At 67.7% G+C, this 15,723-nt stretch carries 16 protein-coding genes and 1 pseudogene; 8 read left to right on the plus strand and 9 right to left on the minus strand.

Annotated elements, in window-relative coordinates; translation table 11 throughout:
• Window positions 1-38: 38 nt before the first annotated feature.
• Both ctaD and FCG67_RS01570 read right to left on the minus strand, forming a co-directional pair.
• Window positions 39-1,772, minus strand: a complete 1,734-nt coding sequence (ctaD, locus tag FCG67_RS01565; RefSeq protein WP_077041122.1) for an aa3-type cytochrome oxidase subunit I — start codon at window positions 1,770-1,772, stop codon at window positions 39-41.
• 171 nt (window positions 1,773-1,943) lie between these two features.
• Window positions 1,944-2,777, minus strand: coding sequence for a DUF427 domain-containing protein (locus FCG67_RS01570; protein WP_136906510.1), 834 nt, complete (start codon window positions 2,775-2,777; stop codon window positions 1,944-1,946).
• A 102-nt stretch (window positions 2,778-2,879) separates the two neighbouring features.
• Here FCG67_RS01570 and FCG67_RS01575 point away from each other — a divergent pair, with 102 nt between their 5' ends.
• The 4 genes and pseudogenes from FCG67_RS01575 to FCG67_RS01590 all read left to right on the plus strand — a co-directional run bounded on the left by FCG67_RS01575 (window position 2,880) and on the right by FCG67_RS01590 (window position 6,577).
• Window positions 2,880-3,881: an ABC transporter substrate-binding protein gene (locus tag FCG67_RS01575; RefSeq protein WP_136906512.1), complete on the plus strand. Its 1,002-nt coding sequence runs from the start codon at window positions 2,880-2,882 to the stop codon at window positions 3,879-3,881.
• Window positions 3,882-3,917: 36 nt separating this feature from the next.
• A complete protein-coding gene (locus FCG67_RS01580) occupies window positions 3,918-4,994 on the plus strand; it encodes an ABC transporter substrate-binding protein (RefSeq protein WP_136906514.1) in 1,077 nt (358 codons plus the stop codon).
• On the plus strand, window positions 4,978-6,072 hold the full coding sequence (locus FCG67_RS01585) for an HtaA domain-containing protein (RefSeq protein ID WP_136906516.1): 1,095 nt from the start codon (window positions 4,978-4,980) through the stop codon (window positions 6,070-6,072). Before FCG67_RS01580 ends, FCG67_RS01585 begins: the two co-directional genes overlap by 17 nt.
• 13 nt (window positions 6,073-6,085) lie before the next feature.
• Window positions 6,086-6,577 (plus strand): annotated as a pseudogene (locus tag FCG67_RS01590) (NUDIX hydrolase).
• On the opposite strand, the gene FCG67_RS01595 reads toward FCG67_RS01590, so the two are convergent.
• From FCG67_RS01595 to FCG67_RS01615, 5 genes are all read right to left on the minus strand, one after another.
• Complete coding sequence (locus tag FCG67_RS01595; RefSeq protein ID WP_136906518.1) at window positions 6,549-6,932, minus strand: VOC family protein; 384 nt, start codon at window positions 6,930-6,932, stop codon at window positions 6,549-6,551. The pseudogene FCG67_RS01590 and the gene FCG67_RS01595 overlap by 29 nt on opposite strands.
• Before the next feature lie 123 nt (window positions 6,933-7,055).
• Window positions 7,056-8,030 carry a class 1b ribonucleoside-diphosphate reductase subunit beta gene (gene nrdF / locus FCG67_RS01600; protein WP_136906520.1) on the minus strand — a complete coding sequence of 325 codons (975 nt, stop codon included), beginning with the start codon at window positions 8,028-8,030 and terminating at the stop codon, window positions 7,056-7,058.
• 34 nt (window positions 8,031-8,064) lie between these two features.
• Window positions 8,065-10,251, minus strand: coding sequence for a class 1b ribonucleoside-diphosphate reductase subunit alpha (gene nrdE, locus FCG67_RS01605; protein WP_077041116.1), 2,187 nt, complete (start codon window positions 10,249-10,251; stop codon window positions 8,065-8,067).
• Entirely contained in the window at window positions 10,209-10,667 is a 459-nt protein-coding gene (gene nrdI / locus FCG67_RS01610) for a class Ib ribonucleoside-diphosphate reductase assembly flavoprotein NrdI (protein WP_097213631.1), read from the minus strand. The genes nrdE and nrdI overlap by 43 nt, the downstream gene beginning before the upstream one ends.
• 23 nt (window positions 10,668-10,690) lie before the next feature.
• Window positions 10,691-10,924: a redoxin NrdH gene (locus FCG67_RS01615; RefSeq protein WP_136906522.1), complete on the minus strand. Its 234-nt coding sequence runs from the start codon at window positions 10,922-10,924 to the stop codon at window positions 10,691-10,693.
• A gap of 329 nt (window positions 10,925-11,253) precedes the next feature.
• Here FCG67_RS01615 and FCG67_RS01620 point away from each other — a divergent pair, with 329 nt between their 5' ends.
• Window positions 11,254-12,075: a siderophore-interacting protein gene (locus FCG67_RS01620; RefSeq protein ID WP_136906524.1), complete on the plus strand. Its 822-nt coding sequence runs from the start codon at window positions 11,254-11,256 to the stop codon at window positions 12,073-12,075.
• Between the two features lie 76 nt (window positions 12,076-12,151).
• On the opposite strand, the gene FCG67_RS01625 is transcribed toward FCG67_RS01620, so the two are convergent.
• Window positions 12,152-12,715, minus strand: coding sequence for an NAD(P)H-dependent oxidoreductase (locus tag FCG67_RS01625; protein WP_136906526.1), 564 nt, complete (start codon window positions 12,713-12,715; stop codon window positions 12,152-12,154).
• Between the two features lie 122 nt (window positions 12,716-12,837).
• Here FCG67_RS01625 and FCG67_RS01630 point away from each other — a divergent pair, with 122 nt between their 5' ends.
• Together FCG67_RS01630 and FCG67_RS01635 are read left to right on the plus strand one after the other, a co-directional pair.
• Complete coding sequence (locus FCG67_RS01630) at window positions 12,838-13,428, plus strand: TetR/AcrR family transcriptional regulator (RefSeq protein ID WP_136907138.1); 591 nt, start codon at window positions 12,838-12,840, stop codon at window positions 13,426-13,428.
• Between the two features lie 9 nt (window positions 13,429-13,437).
• Entirely contained in the window at window positions 13,438-14,217 is a 780-nt protein-coding gene (locus tag FCG67_RS01635) for an META domain-containing protein (RefSeq protein ID WP_136906528.1), read from the plus strand.
• Window positions 14,218-14,224: 7 nt separating this feature from the next.
• Here FCG67_RS01635 and FCG67_RS01640 read toward each other — a convergent pair whose 3' ends face one another.
• Complete coding sequence (locus FCG67_RS01640; RefSeq protein ID WP_246044785.1) at window positions 14,225-14,779, minus strand: nucleosidase; 555 nt, start codon at window positions 14,777-14,779, stop codon at window positions 14,225-14,227.
• A gap of 100 nt (window positions 14,780-14,879) precedes the next feature.
• Between FCG67_RS01640 and nadE the strand changes: the two genes are divergently transcribed.
• On the plus strand, window positions 14,880-15,719 hold the full coding sequence (nadE, locus tag FCG67_RS01645) for an ammonia-dependent NAD(+) synthetase (protein ID WP_136906532.1): 840 nt from the start codon (window positions 14,880-14,882) through the stop codon (window positions 15,717-15,719).
• The last annotated feature ends 4 nt before the right edge of the window (window positions 15,720-15,723 follow it).

Genomic DNA, 15,723 nt, shown 5'->3' on the forward strand with positions numbered 1-15,723 from the left:
CGAAGCTCGGGCGGGGCCTTGAGAGTTGTTCATTGCGGCTAGTGCGCGTCCTCGAGGACCGCGGTGGCCTTGCTGCCGTGGCCGGGCCCGACGTGCGCCTCGGCACGCATCCGCTCGACCATGTGCGGGTAGTGCAGCTCGAACGCCGGACGCTCCGAACGGATCCGGGGCAGCTCGGTGAAGTTGTGCCGCGGCGGCGGGCAGGACGTCGCCCACTCCAGGGAGTTGCCGTAGCCCCACGGGTCGTCGACCGTGACGATCTCGCCGTAGCGGTAGCTCTTGAAGACGTTCCAGATGAACGGCAGCGTGGAGGCACCGAGGACGAACGCGCCGATCGTGGAGATCGTGTTCAGCGTGGTGAATCCGTCGCTGGGCAGGTAGTCCGCGTAACGACGGGGCATGCCCTCGTTGCCCAGCCAGTGCTGCACCAGGAACGTGGTGTGGAAGCCGATGAAGGTCGTCCAGAAGTGCCACTTGCCGAGGCGCTCGTCGAGCAGGCGACCCGTCATCTTCGGGAACCAGAAGTAGATGCCCGCGTAGGTGGCGAACACGATGGTGCCGAAGAGCACGTAGTGGAAGTGCGCGACCACGAAGTACGAGTCGGTGACGTGGAAGTCGAGCGGCGGGCTGGCGAGCAGCACGCCGGACAGACCACCGAAGAGGAACGTCACCAGGAAGCCGACGGAGAACAGCATCGGCGACTCGAAGGTCACCTGGCCCTTCCACATCGTGCCGATCCAGTTGAAGAACTTCACGCCGGTCGGGACCGCGATCAGGAACGTCATGAAGGAGAAGAACGGCAGCAGCACGGCGCCGGTGGCGTACATGTGGTGTGCCCACACCGCGATGGAGAGGGCCGCGATACCCAGCGTGGCGTAGACCAGGCCGCTGTAGCCGAAGAGCGGCTTACGGCTGAACACCGGGAAGATCTCCGAGACGATGCCGAAGAACGGCAGCGCGATGATGTAGACCTCGGGGTGACCGAAGAACCAGAACAGGTGCTGCCAGAGCAGGACGCCGCCGTTGGCCGGGTCGAAGATGTGTGCCCCGAAGTGCCGGTCCACGAACACACCCAGCAGCGCCGCGGTCAGCAGCGGGAAGGCCAGGAGGATCAGGACGCTCGTCACCAGGATGTTCCAGGTGAAGATCGGCATGCGGAACATGGTCATGCCGGGGGCGCGCAGACAGATCACCGTGGTGATCATGTTGACGCCACCGAGGATGGTGCCGAGACCACCGACCGCGAGTCCCAGGATCCACAGGTCCGCGCCGACGCCGGGCGAATGCAGGGCGCTGGTCAGCGGGCTGTAGGCGGTCCAACCGAAGTCGGCGGCACCACCGGGGGTGATGAAGCCGGCGGTGGCGATGAGCGCGCCGAACAGGTACAGCCAGTAGCTGAACGCGTTCAGGCGCGGGAACGCCACGTCGGGGGCGCCGATCTGCAGCGGCAGGATGTAGTTCGCGAATCCGAACACGATCGGCGTCGCGTACAGCAGCAGCATGATCGTGCCGTGCATGGTGAAGAGCTGGTTGAACTGCTCATTCGACAGGAACTGCATTCCCGGAACCGCGAGTTCTGTTCGCATCAGCAGGGCCATGAGGCCGCCGACGAGGAAGAACGCGAACGACGTCACCATGTACATGATCCCAAGAACCTTGGGGTCAGTGGTGGTGATCATCTTGTAGATGTACGAGCCCTTGGGTCCCAATCGCGCCGGGTAGGGCCTGGCGGCGTTTATCTCGGGGACTGGCTGGGGCGCTACGGCAGTCACTGATCCTCCTGAATGTGCCCTTGGTCGCTCCGCAGGCTCCGCTCAGGACGTCCGGCCCCGGGCTGCGAGGCGAACGTCCTCTTGCTTGCGCTCTGACGAATCGTAGACCGTCCCTCCACGATCCGCGGAGCCGGTCCTACCCATCGTCGTACTTCGTGTCGCGTACAGCCGTCACGCAGGCTCCGACCAGGGAGTACGCGGCCGCACCATCGGCGCTCCATCGACGATAACGTCGATCCGCTCCTGAAAGAAGGCGACCAGTCCGGCGATCTGTGGACAGTCCGGCAGCGGGCGTTCGTAGCTCCACGCGACGTCGACTCCGGGCTCGCCCGCCTGCTCCACGGTGAAGTACGACGCCTCCCCCTTGTAGGCGCACCACGTCCTGGTGGCCGTCGATGTCAGGGCGACGCGGACGTCCTCGCGCGGGAGGTAGAAACGGGTCAGCGGCAGGCTGGTCTCGAAGAGCATCATCGACCGATCGGACTCGGCGATCAGGACGCCGTCGAGCTCCATCCGGACGCGCCGGGAGCTGCGGCGGACGTCGACCCGATGGAACGGGTCGCGCGGATGCCCCCGGATCGGTTCGTCCTCCTCGAGCCAGTCGAAGGCCTCGAAGTCCAGCAGCACCAGGTCGGCCAGTTCGGGATCGTCCGGACGGAACGCGACGCCGTCGAGAGCGGTGCCGTCGACCTCGACGGTCAGCGCGGTGCCCGGGCTGCTGTGGAAGCCGAATCCGGTCCGCGGATCGAGGACGGGATCGCCGTCACCGAGCGGAACGGGGACCTCCGGCGCGGCCGCTGCCGAGGAGGCGGTCATCGGCGCCGCGACGTCCGCGACGGGGAGCGCGTAGACGGGGACCACGCGCCGCGGCTCCCACACCAGCGCGGCACGGGTGGAGTCGGCCACGACCACGTCGCCGCGCAGCGCCCGGATCCGCTTGGCGGTCGGCTGAAATCTCAGCTCGTCCAGGCCCTGCATCAACATCTGGCTCACCGAAACGGCCATCGCACCATTGTGCCCCCGCTCGACCGCGCGGGCAGGGCTTCCCACAGCAAAGGTCAGCCTTGCTAAGGTTTCGCTTACCTAACGATATGACAGGAGTTCTCTGTGAAGGCCCGCAAGAATCCGCTGCTCACGCTCGTCGCGGGAGCCGCAGCCGCAGTCATCGGCCTGACCGGCTGTTCGACCGAGAACACCGAGGCGGCCCCGGAGCCGACCACACAGGCGCAATTCCCCCGCACGGTCGAGCACGCGCTGGGATCGACCGAGATCCCCGCCGCCCCGAAGCGGGTCGTCGCCCTCGACACCAGCTATTCCGACGCCGTCCTGCTGCTCGAGACGGACCTGGTCGGGTACGTCACCTATCGCACCGACACCCTGCCGGACTACCTCGGCGACGCCCGCGACGAGTTCGCGAAGGACGCCGTCGCGGTGGGCCCGCTGGCCACGCCCAGCCTGGAGAAGATCGCCGAACTACAGCCCGACCTGATCGTGTCCGCGAAAGTCCGGCACGGCGACATCTACGAGCAGCTGTCCAAGATCGCGCCAACGGTGATGTCCGAGACCACCGGGCCGACATGGAAGGACAACATCCGCCTGCTCGGCAGGGCCCTCGGCAAGGAGGACCTCGCCGAGCAGAAGATCGGGGCCTACGAGGACCGCGCGGCCGCCGTCGGCGCCGAGATCAACGCCAAGGCGAACAACCCGACCGTCTCGGTTGTCCGCTTCGCGGGCGAGCCGACCGCCCGGATCTACCGCAGCACCTCGTTCAGCGGCATCGTGCTCGACGACGCCGGGCTCGCCAGGCCCGCCAGCGCGGCTCCTGACCCGGCGAAGCCCTCGAGCATCGCCAACGACATCAGCCCCGAGCTGATCACCGAGGCCGAGGCCGACCTGATCCTGGTCTCGACCTACCACGCCCCCGACGGCAGCACCGCGGTGACCGACCACGCCAAGCCGTTCCTCACCAACCCGCTCTGGGCGGGCCTGCGCGGCCGCAAGATCGACGTCGACGACACGGTCTGGATGTCCGCGGTCAGCGTGCAGGGCGCGGGCGGCATCCTCGACGACCTGGCCGCGGCCTACGACGTCGACCCGCGCCGCGGCTAGTCTCGACACCGCCCGTCAGCTCAGGAGGACCCCCACATGCGTAAGCCTCATCTCGTCCGCCGCGTCGTGCCCGCGGCCCTGCTCACGGCGTCGGCCGTGCTGCTCGCCGCGTGCGGCGGGTCCGGCACCGACGACGCCGCCGACGGCATTGTGCGCAGCACCACCACCGTCGCCGGCGCGGGCGTGCTCGGCAACGACCGCGACACCGAGAACGTCTGCGGCCCAACTGCTCCCGTGGACCCCGTCGGCGTGACGGGCACCACCCGCAAGGTCGTGCACGCGGCGGGCGAGACCGAGGTACCGGCGGATCCGCAGCGGATCGTGGTGCTCGACACCGACAAGCTCGACACCGTCTGCGCACTGGGCCTGCAGGACCGACTGGTCGGCGCCGCGGTGACCGGGGCGGTCGGGTCCCAGCCCGAGTACCTCGGGCCGACGATCGCGGGCGTCGAACCGGTCGGGACGTTGCAGGAACCGGACATCGAGAAGATCGCAACCCTCAAGCCGGACCTCATCCTGGGCTCGAAGTTCCGCACCCCGGAGCTCTACCAGCAGCTCAGCGCGGTCGCCCCCACCACGTTCACCGACAAGGTCGGCACGACGTGGAAGGACAACCTGCTCCTCGACGGCGCCGCGCTCGGCCGCGGCGCGGCCGCCCGCCAGGCCCTCGACGACTACCAGGGCGCCGCGACCGCGACGGGCAACACGCTCGACTCCTCCCAGACCCAGGCCTCCGTGGTCCGCTTCATGCCCGGCGCCATCCGGATCTATGGGCCGGACAGCTTCGCCGGCCAGGTCCTCGCCGACGCGGGCGTCCAGCGCCCGACCTTCCAGCGCCTCGAGGACGCCAAGGACAAGCGGTTCGCGGAGCTCAGCGAGGAACAGCTGAGCAATGCCGAGGGTGACGTCATCTATGTGAGCTTCTACGGCGACGAGGCCAGGGGGCAGGGCGTCGAGGTCATGAACGGCGGCCTGTGGCAGGGCCTCGGCGCAGTGAAGGACAAGCGCGTGTTCACGGTGGACGACGAGATCTGGATGACCGGCATCGGCGTCATCGCCGCCCGCGGCATCCTCACCGACCTGGAGGCCTCTCTCAATGGCTACGTCAACTAGGCACCGCGGTGCGGTCGCCTCGCTCGCGGCCGCGCTGATCGGGTCGCTGGCGTTGGCGACCCCGGCCGCCGCCGCGCCTGCCGAACCGACCGGGCACGCCCGGATCGAGCTGTTCGCCGCCGACGGCACCACCGCGCTCGGCGACACCGCCGTGCACGAGGGAGACCGGATCGTGGTGCGCGGCACCGGGTTCGATCCGCAGGCCAACACTGGCGGACTACCGGTCCCGGTGCCGCCGGGCGTCCCACACGGCACGTTCGTCGCGTTCGGTGCATTCGCCCCGCAGTGGCGCCCGTCCGAGGACGCACCCGCGCAGGCCCGGGTCGGGCAGCAGCGCTCGGCCACCGCGTGGGTGATGTCCGAGGACGCGCTGAACCGGGTTCCGGACGCACCCTTCGATTTTCGTCGCACCATCCGTCAGCAGTGGGTGCCCCTCGCGGGCGACGGATCCTTCACCGCCACGCTCACGGTGAAGAAGCCGGCGACGGCCGCCCCCGACGCGGTCTACGGCGTGTACACGTACGCCGCCGCGGATGCCGTCAATGCCGCGGAGGAGCTGTCCGTCCCGGTGAACTTCGACCCGGCACCCGGGCCGAACGCGCCAACGCCGCCCGCACAGGACCTGCTGTGGGCCCTGGCGCCCGGCTACAGCGAACTGGTGCAGCGCGGTACCCAGGGTTCGGTCGTGGGCAGCGACGGCGGGACGGTCCGCAAGGACGGCCGCCTCGCATTCGAGCTCGAGTCCGCCGACGTCGATCCGTCGACCGGCCTCGGGACCGTCCGCTATCGGGGCACCGTGGTCTCCTTCACCCGCTTCCACCTCGCGGAGATCGCGCTGGCCGATCCGTGGATCGAGTTCACGCCCGAGGGCGCGTTCCTGTCCGCGGAGACCTCCGAGGGCAACATGGTCGGCACCGACGCCATGAGCCGGATCCGGTTCGCGCAGTTGGATGTTCCGGCGAACGCAGGCGTATCCGAGTTCACCGACGTCCCCGCCCGGTTCGCGGCACCGCTGCAGCCGAGCATCCTGCTGCCGTACTCCGGCCAGCAAGCCGCGCCGGTCACCTTCCGGTACTGACGGGCGAAATCCGTTGCCGGTACCCGAATTCGTCGCCGACCTCCGCGCTCACGTCGGACACGCCCCGTTGTGGCTGTCCGGCGTGAGCGCGGTCGTCGTCGACGGTGCTGGCCGAATCCTGTTGACGCGCAGGGCGGACAACGGGTTGTGGGCGGTGGTCTCCGGCATCCTCGAGCCCGGCGAGGAACCCGGCCCCGCGGCGATCCGCGAGATCCTCGAGGAGACCGGAGTCGAGGCGGAGCTGGTGCGCATCACCAGCGTCGACACCGCCGGTCCGATCACCTAACCGAACGGGGACGTCGCGAGCTACCTCGACGTCTGCTTCCTGGCGCGGCACACGGAGGGCGAGGCGCGCGCCGCCGACGAGGAGAACCTCGAGGTCGCCTGGTTCGCGCCGGACGGGCTGCCCGCGGACCTCACCGACAGCTCGACACGGCGCATCGAGAAGGCCCTCCGCGACGTGCCCGAGGCATGGTTCAGCCGGCGTTCTCCCACAGACCCATGATGTTGCCCTCGGTGTCCTTGAAATAGGCCGCGAACCCCATCTCGCCGACCGGCTGCTTCTCCCCTACCGTCGACCCGCCCAACTCGGCGATCTTGGCCAGGGCGTCGTCGATGCTCGGCACGTCGATGGTGATCACCGGCCCCTTCGGATACTCAGGGACACGCTCGAACATGCCGCCGCCGATGTAGCCGGGTTCCGCGGGCATCCCCGACTCCGCAGCGGGCCCGGTCGAGACGATCGTGTAGCTCATCTCGGGCATCTCGACGGTGTTCCATCCGAACGCCTGCTGGTAGAACGTCCTCGCCCGGTCCCCGTCGTCGAACGGGACCTCGAAATGCACAACCTTGCCGCTCATCGTCTCTCCTCACCTGAAGTGAACATCCGACGATGCCGACGCTAGCCCGATCCCCCACACACGTGAAGGGCCCCCGCACACGTGCAGGGGCCCTTCATCGACGTTGTTCTGGCGGGAGACGGACTAGAAGTCCCAGTCCTCGTCCTCGGTGTTCACGGCCTTGCCGATCACGTAAGAGCTGCCCGACCCGGAGAAGAAGTCGTGGTTCTCGTCCGCGTTCGGGGACAGCGCCGACAGGATCGCCGGGTTCACGTCGGTCTCGTCCTTCGGGAACAGTCCCTCGTAGCCGAGGTTCATCAGTGCCTTGTTGGCGTTGTACCGCAGGAACTTCTTGACGTCCTCGGTGAGCCCGACCTCGTCGTAGAGGTCCTGGGTGTACTCGACCTCGTTGTCGTAGAGCTCGAAGAGCAACTCGAAGGTGTAGTCCTTCAGGTCCTCGCGCTCGGCCTGGCCGAGTTGCTCGAGTCCCTTCTGGTACTTGTAGCCGATGTAGTACCCGTGCACGGCCTCGTCGCGGATGATCAGCCGGATCAGGTCGGCGGTGTTGGTGAGCTTGGCCCGCGAGGACCAGTACATCGGCAGGTAGAAGCCCGAGTAGAACAGGAACGACTCGAGCAGCGTCGAGGCGACCTTGCGCTTGAGCGGATCGTCGCCACGGTAGAAGTCCATGACGATCTGCGCCTTGCGCTGGAGGTTCGGGTTCTCCTCCGACCAGCGGAAGGCGTCGTCGATGTCGCGGGTCGAGCACAGCGTCGAGAAGATCGAGCTGTAGCTCTTGGCGTGCACCGACTCCATGAACGCGATGTTGGTGTACACCGCCTCCTCGTGCGGGGTGATCGCGTCCGGGATCAGACTGACGGCACCGACGGTGCCCTGGATCGTGTCCAGCAGCGTCAGGCCGGTGAAGACCCGCATGGTCAGCTGCTTCTCGTTCGCAGTCAGGGTGTTCCACGACGGGATGTCGTTGGACACCGGGACCTTCTCCGGCAGCCAGAAGTTACCGGTGAGGCGATCCCACACCTCGGCGTCCTTCTCGTCGGGGACGCGGTTCCAGTTGATCGCCGACACCCGGTCGATCAGCTTGATCTTCTCGCTCACGATTCCCTCACTCCATTCGAGCCATACGCCACGGTCACAGCATGCACGAGACACAACCCTCGACCTCGGTGCCCTCCAGCGCCATCTGACGCAACCGGATGTAGTACAGCGTCTTGATGCCCTTGCGCCACGCGTAGATCTGGGCCTTGTTGATGTCCCGGGTGGTGGCGGTGTCCTTGAAGAACAACGTCAGCGACAGGCCCTGGTCCACGTGCTGGGTGGCCGCGGCGTAGGTGTCGATGATCTTCTCGTACCCGATCTCGTAGGCATCCTGGTAGTACTCCAGGTTGTCGTTCGTCAGGTAGGGCGCCGGGTAGTAGACGCGGCCGATCTTGCCTTCCTTGCGGATCTCGATCTTCGACGCCACCGGGTGGATGGAGCTGGTGGAGTTGTTGATGTAGGAGATCGATCCGGTCGGCGGGACCGCCTGCAGGTTCTGGTTGTAGATGCCGTGCTGCTGCACGGACGCCTTCAGCTCGCGCCAGTCGTCCTGGGTCGGGATGTGCAGGCCCGCATCGGCGAACAGCTGCCGCACCCGCTCGGTCGCAGGCTCCCACACCCGGTCGGTGTACTTGTCGAAGAACTCACCGGAGGCGTACTTGGACTCCGGGAAGCCCGCGAAGTACGTGCCGCGCTCCTTGGCGATCTCGTTGGACGCCCGGATCGCGTGGAAGACCACGGTGTAGAAGTAGATGTTCGTGAAATCGATGCCCTCGTCGGAGCCGTAGTGGATCCGCTCGCGCGCCAGGTATCCGTGCAGGTTCATCTGCCCGAGGCCGATGGCGTGTCCGTCGTCGTTCGCCTTCCGGATCGACGGGACGGAGTCGATGGAGGTCTGATCGGCGACGGCGGTCAGCGCACGGATCGACGTCTCGATGGTCTGCGCGAAGTCCGGCGAGTCCATCGTCTTGGCGATGTTCAGCGAACCGAGGTTGCAGGAGATGTCCTTGCCGATATGGCTGTAGGACAGGTCGTCGTTGAACGTCGACGGCGTGGAGACCTGCAAGATCTCCGAGCACAGGTTCGAGTGGGTGACCTTGCCCGCGATCGGGTTCGCGCGGTTCACCGTGTCCTCGTACATGATGTACGGGTACCCGGACTCGAACTGCAGCTCGGCGACGGTCTGGAAGAACTCGCGCGCCTTGATCTTCGACTTGCGGATGCGCTTGTCGTCGACCATCTCGTAGTACTTCTCGGTGACGTTGATGTCCGCGAACGGCTTGCCGTAGATCCGCTCCACGTCGTACGGCGAGAAGAGGTACATGTCCTCGTTCTTCTTCGCCAGCTCGAAGGTGATGTCGGGGATGACCACGCCGAGGGACAGCGTCTTGATGCGGATCTTCTCGTCCGCGTTCTCCCGCTTGGTGTCGAGGAAGCGGTAGATGTCCGGGTGGTGCGCGTGCAGGTACACCGCGCCCGCGCCCTGACGCGCGCCGAGCTGGTTGGCGTACGAGAACGAGTCCTCGAGCAGCTTCATGATCGGGATGACGCCGGAGCTCTGGTTCTCGATCTTCTTGATCGGGGCGCCGTGCTCGCGAACGTTGCTGAGCAGCAACGCGACTCCGCCGCCGCGCTTGGACAGCTGCAGGGCGGAGTTGATGGAGCGACCGATCGACTCCATGTTGTCCTCGATGCGGAGCAGGAAGCAGGACACGGGCTCGCCGCGCTGCTTCTTGCCCGAGTTGAGGAACGTCGGGGTGGCCGGCTGGAACCGGCCGGCGATGATCTCGTCGACCAACTGGGTCGCCAGGTGCTCGTCACCGGCGGCGAGGGTGAGCGCGACCATGCAGACACGGTCCTCGAAGCGCTCGAGGTAGCGCTTACCGTCGAACGTCTTGAGGGTGTAGGAGGTGTAGTACTTGAAGGCGCCGAGGAACGTCGGGAAGCGGAACTTCTTCGAGTAGGCGTGGTCGATCAGCGACTTGACGAACTCACGGCTGTACTGGTCGAGGACCTCGGGCTCGTAGTAGTTCTCCTTGACCAGGTAGTCCAGCTTCTCGTCCAGGTTGTGGAAGAAGACGGTGTTCTGGTTGACGTGCTGGAGGAAGTACTGGTTCGCGGCCTCGCGGTCCTTGTCGAACTGGATCTCGCCGTTCGGGCCGTACAGGTTCAGCATCGCGTTGAGCGCGTGGTAGTCGAGCTCCCCCGCGGACGCGTCGGGTCGTGCCGCAGCGCGCTCTACACTCGCTGCCGGGGCTGCGTCTGTGATTGTCGGTGCCACTGTTCACTCTCCATGAATTGTTCGAGCCCGTCCCGGACTGCGACTACGTCTTCGGCGGTACCCATGAGCTCGAATCGGTACAGGTACGGAACCTTGCACTTCTGCGAAATCACGTTTCCGGCATAGCAATACGACTCGCCGAAGTTCGTATTGCCGGCAGCGATCACCCCGCGAATGAGGGAGCGATTGTGCTCGTTGTTGAGGAATCTGATGACCTGCTTGGGCACGTAGCTCGTGTCGCGACCGGTCGCGGTGATCCCGCCCCCATAGGTCGGCAGGATCAGGACGTACGGCTCATCGACCTCGAATGCGCCTTCGCGGTCATGCAGCGGAATGCGCGCGGCCGGGACACCCAGCTTCTGCACGAAGCGGTGGGTGTTCTCCGACGCGCTGGAGAAGTAGACCAGCGATGTCACAGCCGATCATCTCCGTGTGGTCTTCAGGCGGCGGCCGCGACGAGCGACTTGATCCGGTCCGGGCGGAAACCCGACCAGTGATCCTCGCCCGCCACCACGACGGGGGCCTGCAGGTAACCCAGGGCCATCACGTAATCGCGGGCCTCCGAGTCCTCGGTGATGTCGATGATGGAGTACTCGATACCGGCCTTGTCGAACGCCCGGTAGGTCGCATTGCACTGAACGCACGCCGGCTTGGTGTAGACGGTGATGCTCATGTAAGTCCCTCTTTCTCTGGCTTACGGAACTGATGGTCAGTGACGCGGAAGATCATGTGGATCCCACCTACTGGACAGCGCTCCGGCCTGTGTTTCTCGACCGTTCCGGCTATGCCCTCTCGGTGTTCTAGACACTACACCTAGTGTCCGACATATCCATATAACGCGAGATGTTGTGAACCACATCCTTGGAATTCCCAGGTCGTAAGGCATCCGACCCAGCCGCAAACGACCCGTCTCGGCGTGTCGCGGGTCACATTTTCGACTTGCCGTGCGCGGCGCTTCCCCTATATGCATTCGGTCCGCGCGGACCGGCCTAGGGTGGGGCGGTGCCGACCGCCGAGGATCCCCAGTTCCACGCTGCGGTGGTGTCGACCACCCACCTGTCCCCCAGCCTGCGCCGGATCCGATTCGCGCTCGCGGACCCCGCCGCGTTCGCGTCCAGCGGCGATCCCGACGAGCGGCTACTCGTCGAGTTCGGCGAGGACCACCGGCGCAGTTACACGGTGCGCCGCTGGGACTCCGGCACCGGCAACCTCGACATCGATTTCGCGGTGCATGCGGGCGGGCGGGCCGCCGAGTGGGCGCGGGCGGCCGAGCCGGGCGAGCCGGTCCGACTGTCCCACCCGAAGGGCTGGTACCGGCCGCCGCAGGACGCGCGCTGGCAGCTGCTGCTCGCGGACCTCAGCGCGCTGCCCGCCGCCGCGCGCATCATCGAGGGCCTGCCGCCCGGCACCGGCGCCCACCTGGTCGCCGAGATCCCGGAACCGGCCGACGAGCAGGACTGGGCCACCGACGCGGACCTGACGGTGACCTGGCTGCACGACACCGGCAACGGCCGCACCCCGAGCGCGCTGCCCGAGTGGCTGCGCGCGCACCGGATCCAGGACGGCCCCGGCTACATCTGGTCGGCGGGCGAGACGGGCGCCTCGCGGCAGATCCGCAGGCACGTCCGCCGCGAGCTGGGCTGGGCGGCGGAACGATTCGACATCATGGGCTACTGGCAGGCCGACAAGGAACGCTGGCTGGCCCGGTACGCGGAGGTCGAGCCCCAGATCGAGGCGCTCACCACGAGCGAGCTGTCGGCGGGCCGCAGCATCGACGAGGTCCGCGACGCGGTCGACGACGCCCTCGAACAGGCCGGGCTGTAGCGGACCGCCCCACGACCACCGCGGCCCCCGGCCGGTGATCGCTCACCGGCCGGGGGCCGCGGGGACAAGCACGGGATCAGGCGTCGACGAGCACCTTCGTGGCGTTCACCAGGTCGGCAACGACCTTGGCGAGCTGCGCCGAGACCTCGGCGTTCTCGCTTGCATGCCTGTCGCCGAACTTCTCGAAGGCACCGCCGATGACGAGCGCGGTGTCCTCGACGACCTTGCCGCCCGCGATCCCGACAGCCTTGGTGGTGTCCTCGTGGGCCCACTTGGCGCCGTTGGGGCTCGGGGAGGCGCTGATCACGGCGACCGGCTTGCCGGAGATGGCTCCCGAACCGTACGGACGGGAGATCCAGTCGATGGCGTTCTTGAGCACCGCGGGAATGGTGCCGTTGTACTCGGGGGTCACCAGCAGCAGGGCGTCGGCGGCATCGGCGGCCGCGCGCAGCGCCTCCACGCTGTCGATGGCGCCCGCGACGTCGATGTCCTCGTTGTAGAAGGGCACGTCGGCGAGGCCCTCGTACACCGTGACGTTCGCGCCCTCGGGCGCGACGCCGGCGGCGGTCTCGGCGAGCTGACGGTTGACGGAGGCGGCGCGCAGGCTGCCGACCAGGACGAGAACGTTGGCTTCAGACATTGGAGACTTCCTTCGATGATCCGGGGGCGCTTGCCGATCTAGGTATATCAGCTAAGCGGACCACGGTCCACTTATATTCCCGGGAGGGTACGATCGGCCTCGTGCAGACCACGCCGATCCAGATGGCCGACCAGCCCGAGGCCGAACGGTGCGACGCCGTGCGCAACCGCGCGTTGCTGCTGGACGCCGCCGCCGCGCTGGTAGCGGAGCGGGGTGCGGACGCCGTGACGATGGACGCGGTCGCCGCGAAGGCCGGTGTGGGCAAGGGCACAGTGTTCCGGCGGTTCGGCAGCAGGTCAGGTCTGATGCAGGCCCTCCTCGACCACACCGAGCAGGAACTGCAGCACGCATTCATGTACGGACCTCCGCCCCTGGGGCCCGGCGCCGAGCCCATCGACCGCCTCGTCGCCTTCGGCCGCGCCCGCATCTCGCTCGTGGACCTCAGCGGCGACACCCTCCGCGCGGTGGAGGACTCCCCCGAACTCCGCTTCGGCAGCGCCCCCCGCCAGGTCAGCCTCACCCACGTGGCGATGCTGCTGCGCGCGGCGGGCACCGAGGGCGACATCCCATTGCTCGCCCACAGCCTGCTCGCGCCCCTCGAGGCCTCGCTGGTCATCTACCAGATCCGCACCATGCACATGCCGATCGAGCGGATCGCCGACGCCTGGGAGGATCTGGTCCGACGGGTCACGTCGTGCCCGGCGGGTCACTAGGCTCCTGGCATGCGCCTTCGCCGTGTAGCCGGACTCGCCCTGCTCGCCGCCGCCCTTCTCACCGCCTGCAGCGCGGAGAGCGCCTCGACGCCGAACGGTGAGGACCTGCAGGGGCGCACCTTCATCTCCACCGAGGTCACGGGCACCCCGATCCCCGGCGGCGGGCCGCTCACCGTCGAGTTCGTGGAAGCGGACAGGATCTCCATGACCGCAGGCTGCAACCGAGGCAACAGCACCGTCGACCTGTCCGACGGCAAGGTGGTCACCGGACCGATCGCGACCACCATGATGGCCTGCGCCGGCGACACCGCGGGCGCCGACGCGTGGATGACCTCACTGTTCGAGGCTGGTCCGGCCTGGACCCTCGACGGCGACACCCTCACGCTGACCACGAGCGACACCTCGGTCACCCTCGTGGACAAGAAGGTCGCCACCCCGGACCGCCCGATCACCGGGACCACCTGGGTCGTCGACCAGCTGATCAGCCCGAGCGCGGTCACCACGTCGGTCGCCCTCGAGACCGCCGCCCCCACCCTGCTGATCGGCGAGGACGGCTCGGTCAGCGGATCCACCGGGTGCAACCGGATGACCGGCACCGCCCAGGTCGAGGGTGACAAGGTCACCTTCGGCCCGCTCGCGACCACCATGATGGCGTGCGAGCCCGACATCGCCGAGGTCGAGCGGGCGGTGCTGAACGTGCTCAGCGGCGAGACCACCTTCACCGTCGACGCCGACCGGGCCCGCGTGATGCAGGCGGACGGCGACGGGCTGGGCCTGCGCGCCCAGTAGCGACGCGCTACAGGTTCTCGGTCAACCAGGTCGCGAGGATCCGGGCGCTCGCGTCCACCTGGGCCGGCCAGTCCATGGCCGACTCGTCGGCACGATCGCTGACGTGCTTGACGATTCGGCATCCGACGCCCATCCGCGCGCAGGACGCCGCCACCGCGAAACCCTCCATGTCGACGAGGTCGGCCCTGGTCGCCAGCGCGTCCCGCACCACCGCGTCGGAGATGAACACGTCGCCGGTCGCGAGCACCGAGTCGTCGCCGTCCGGAAGCGCGATCCGGTCCGTCACCGGGTGTCCGAGCGAGCGCAACACCTCCGCGCTGATGTCGTGATTGAGCACCGCCGACGGCACGAACAGACCGGCATGATGCTCGTGCAGGGCCCCCGCGGTGCCGATGTTGACCACCGACGGGCGCTCGTCGGGTCGGTACCGCGCGAGTGCCTCCGTGACCGCGACCGCAGCGGCAACCTTCCCGATCCCGGTGACCACCACCTCGAATCCGTCTGGCACGTATGCGGCCTCCCCCTCGGTGGCGGACACGACGAGGAACCTGGGCGCGGTCACATTGGGCACGCGTGGCACTGTATCGCCCGCCCGATCGAGCGCCGACCGCTCTCCGCGCGCGCCCGCGCGCACACCGCCGACCGTCGCTAGAGTGACGCGCATGGCGAATCTCCGTGCGGAAATCCTGCAAGAACTCGGCGCGAAGCCGACGATCGACGCAGAGGGCGAGGTGCGCGCGCGCGTCGACTTCCTCAAGGGCTATCTGCGCTCCACTCCGGCCAAGGGATTCGTCCTCGGGATCAGCGGCGGCCAGGACAGCACGCTGGCGGGCCGGCTGGCGCAGCTGGCGGCCGCGGAGCTGCGCGAGGAGGGCCACGACGCCGAGTTCGTCGCGGTCCGACTGCCGTACGGCGTCCAGGCCGACGAGCACGACGCCCAGATCTCGCTCGAATTCATCAAGCCGGACCGCTCGGTGACCGTGAACATCAAGCCGAGCACGGACGCCGCGGCCGCCGAGAGCGCCGGGGGGCTCGCCGAGATCATCGGGCACGACGGCGAGCTGCGGGACTTCGTGCGCGGCAACATCAAGGCCCGCGAGCGGATGGTGATCCAGTACGCCATCGCCGGACAGCTCGGCCACCTGGTCATCGGCACCGATCATGCCGCGGAGGCGATCACCGGCTTCTTCACCAAGTACGGCGACGGCGGCGTCGACCTCACCCCGCTGACCGGCCTGAGCAAGCGACAGGGCGCCGCGCTGTTGCAGCATCTCGGTGCCCCGGCCAGCACCTGGGCCAAGGTCCCCACCGCCGATCTCGAGGACCACAGGCCAGCGCTGCCCGACGAGGAGGCACTCGGCCTGCGCTACAGCGAGATCGACGACTACCTCGAGGGCAAGGAGGTGACCGCGACGGTGGCCGAGAAGCTCGAGTCCATGTACCTGGGCACCCGGCACAAGCGCGCGGTCCCCGTGTCCCCGCTCGACGACTGGTGGAAGTGACGCG

It is taken from the genome of Rhodococcus oryzae (assembly GCF_005049235.1).
Classification (GTDB): Bacteria; Actinomycetota; Actinomycetes; order Mycobacteriales; family Mycobacteriaceae; genus Rhodococcus_G; species Rhodococcus_G oryzae.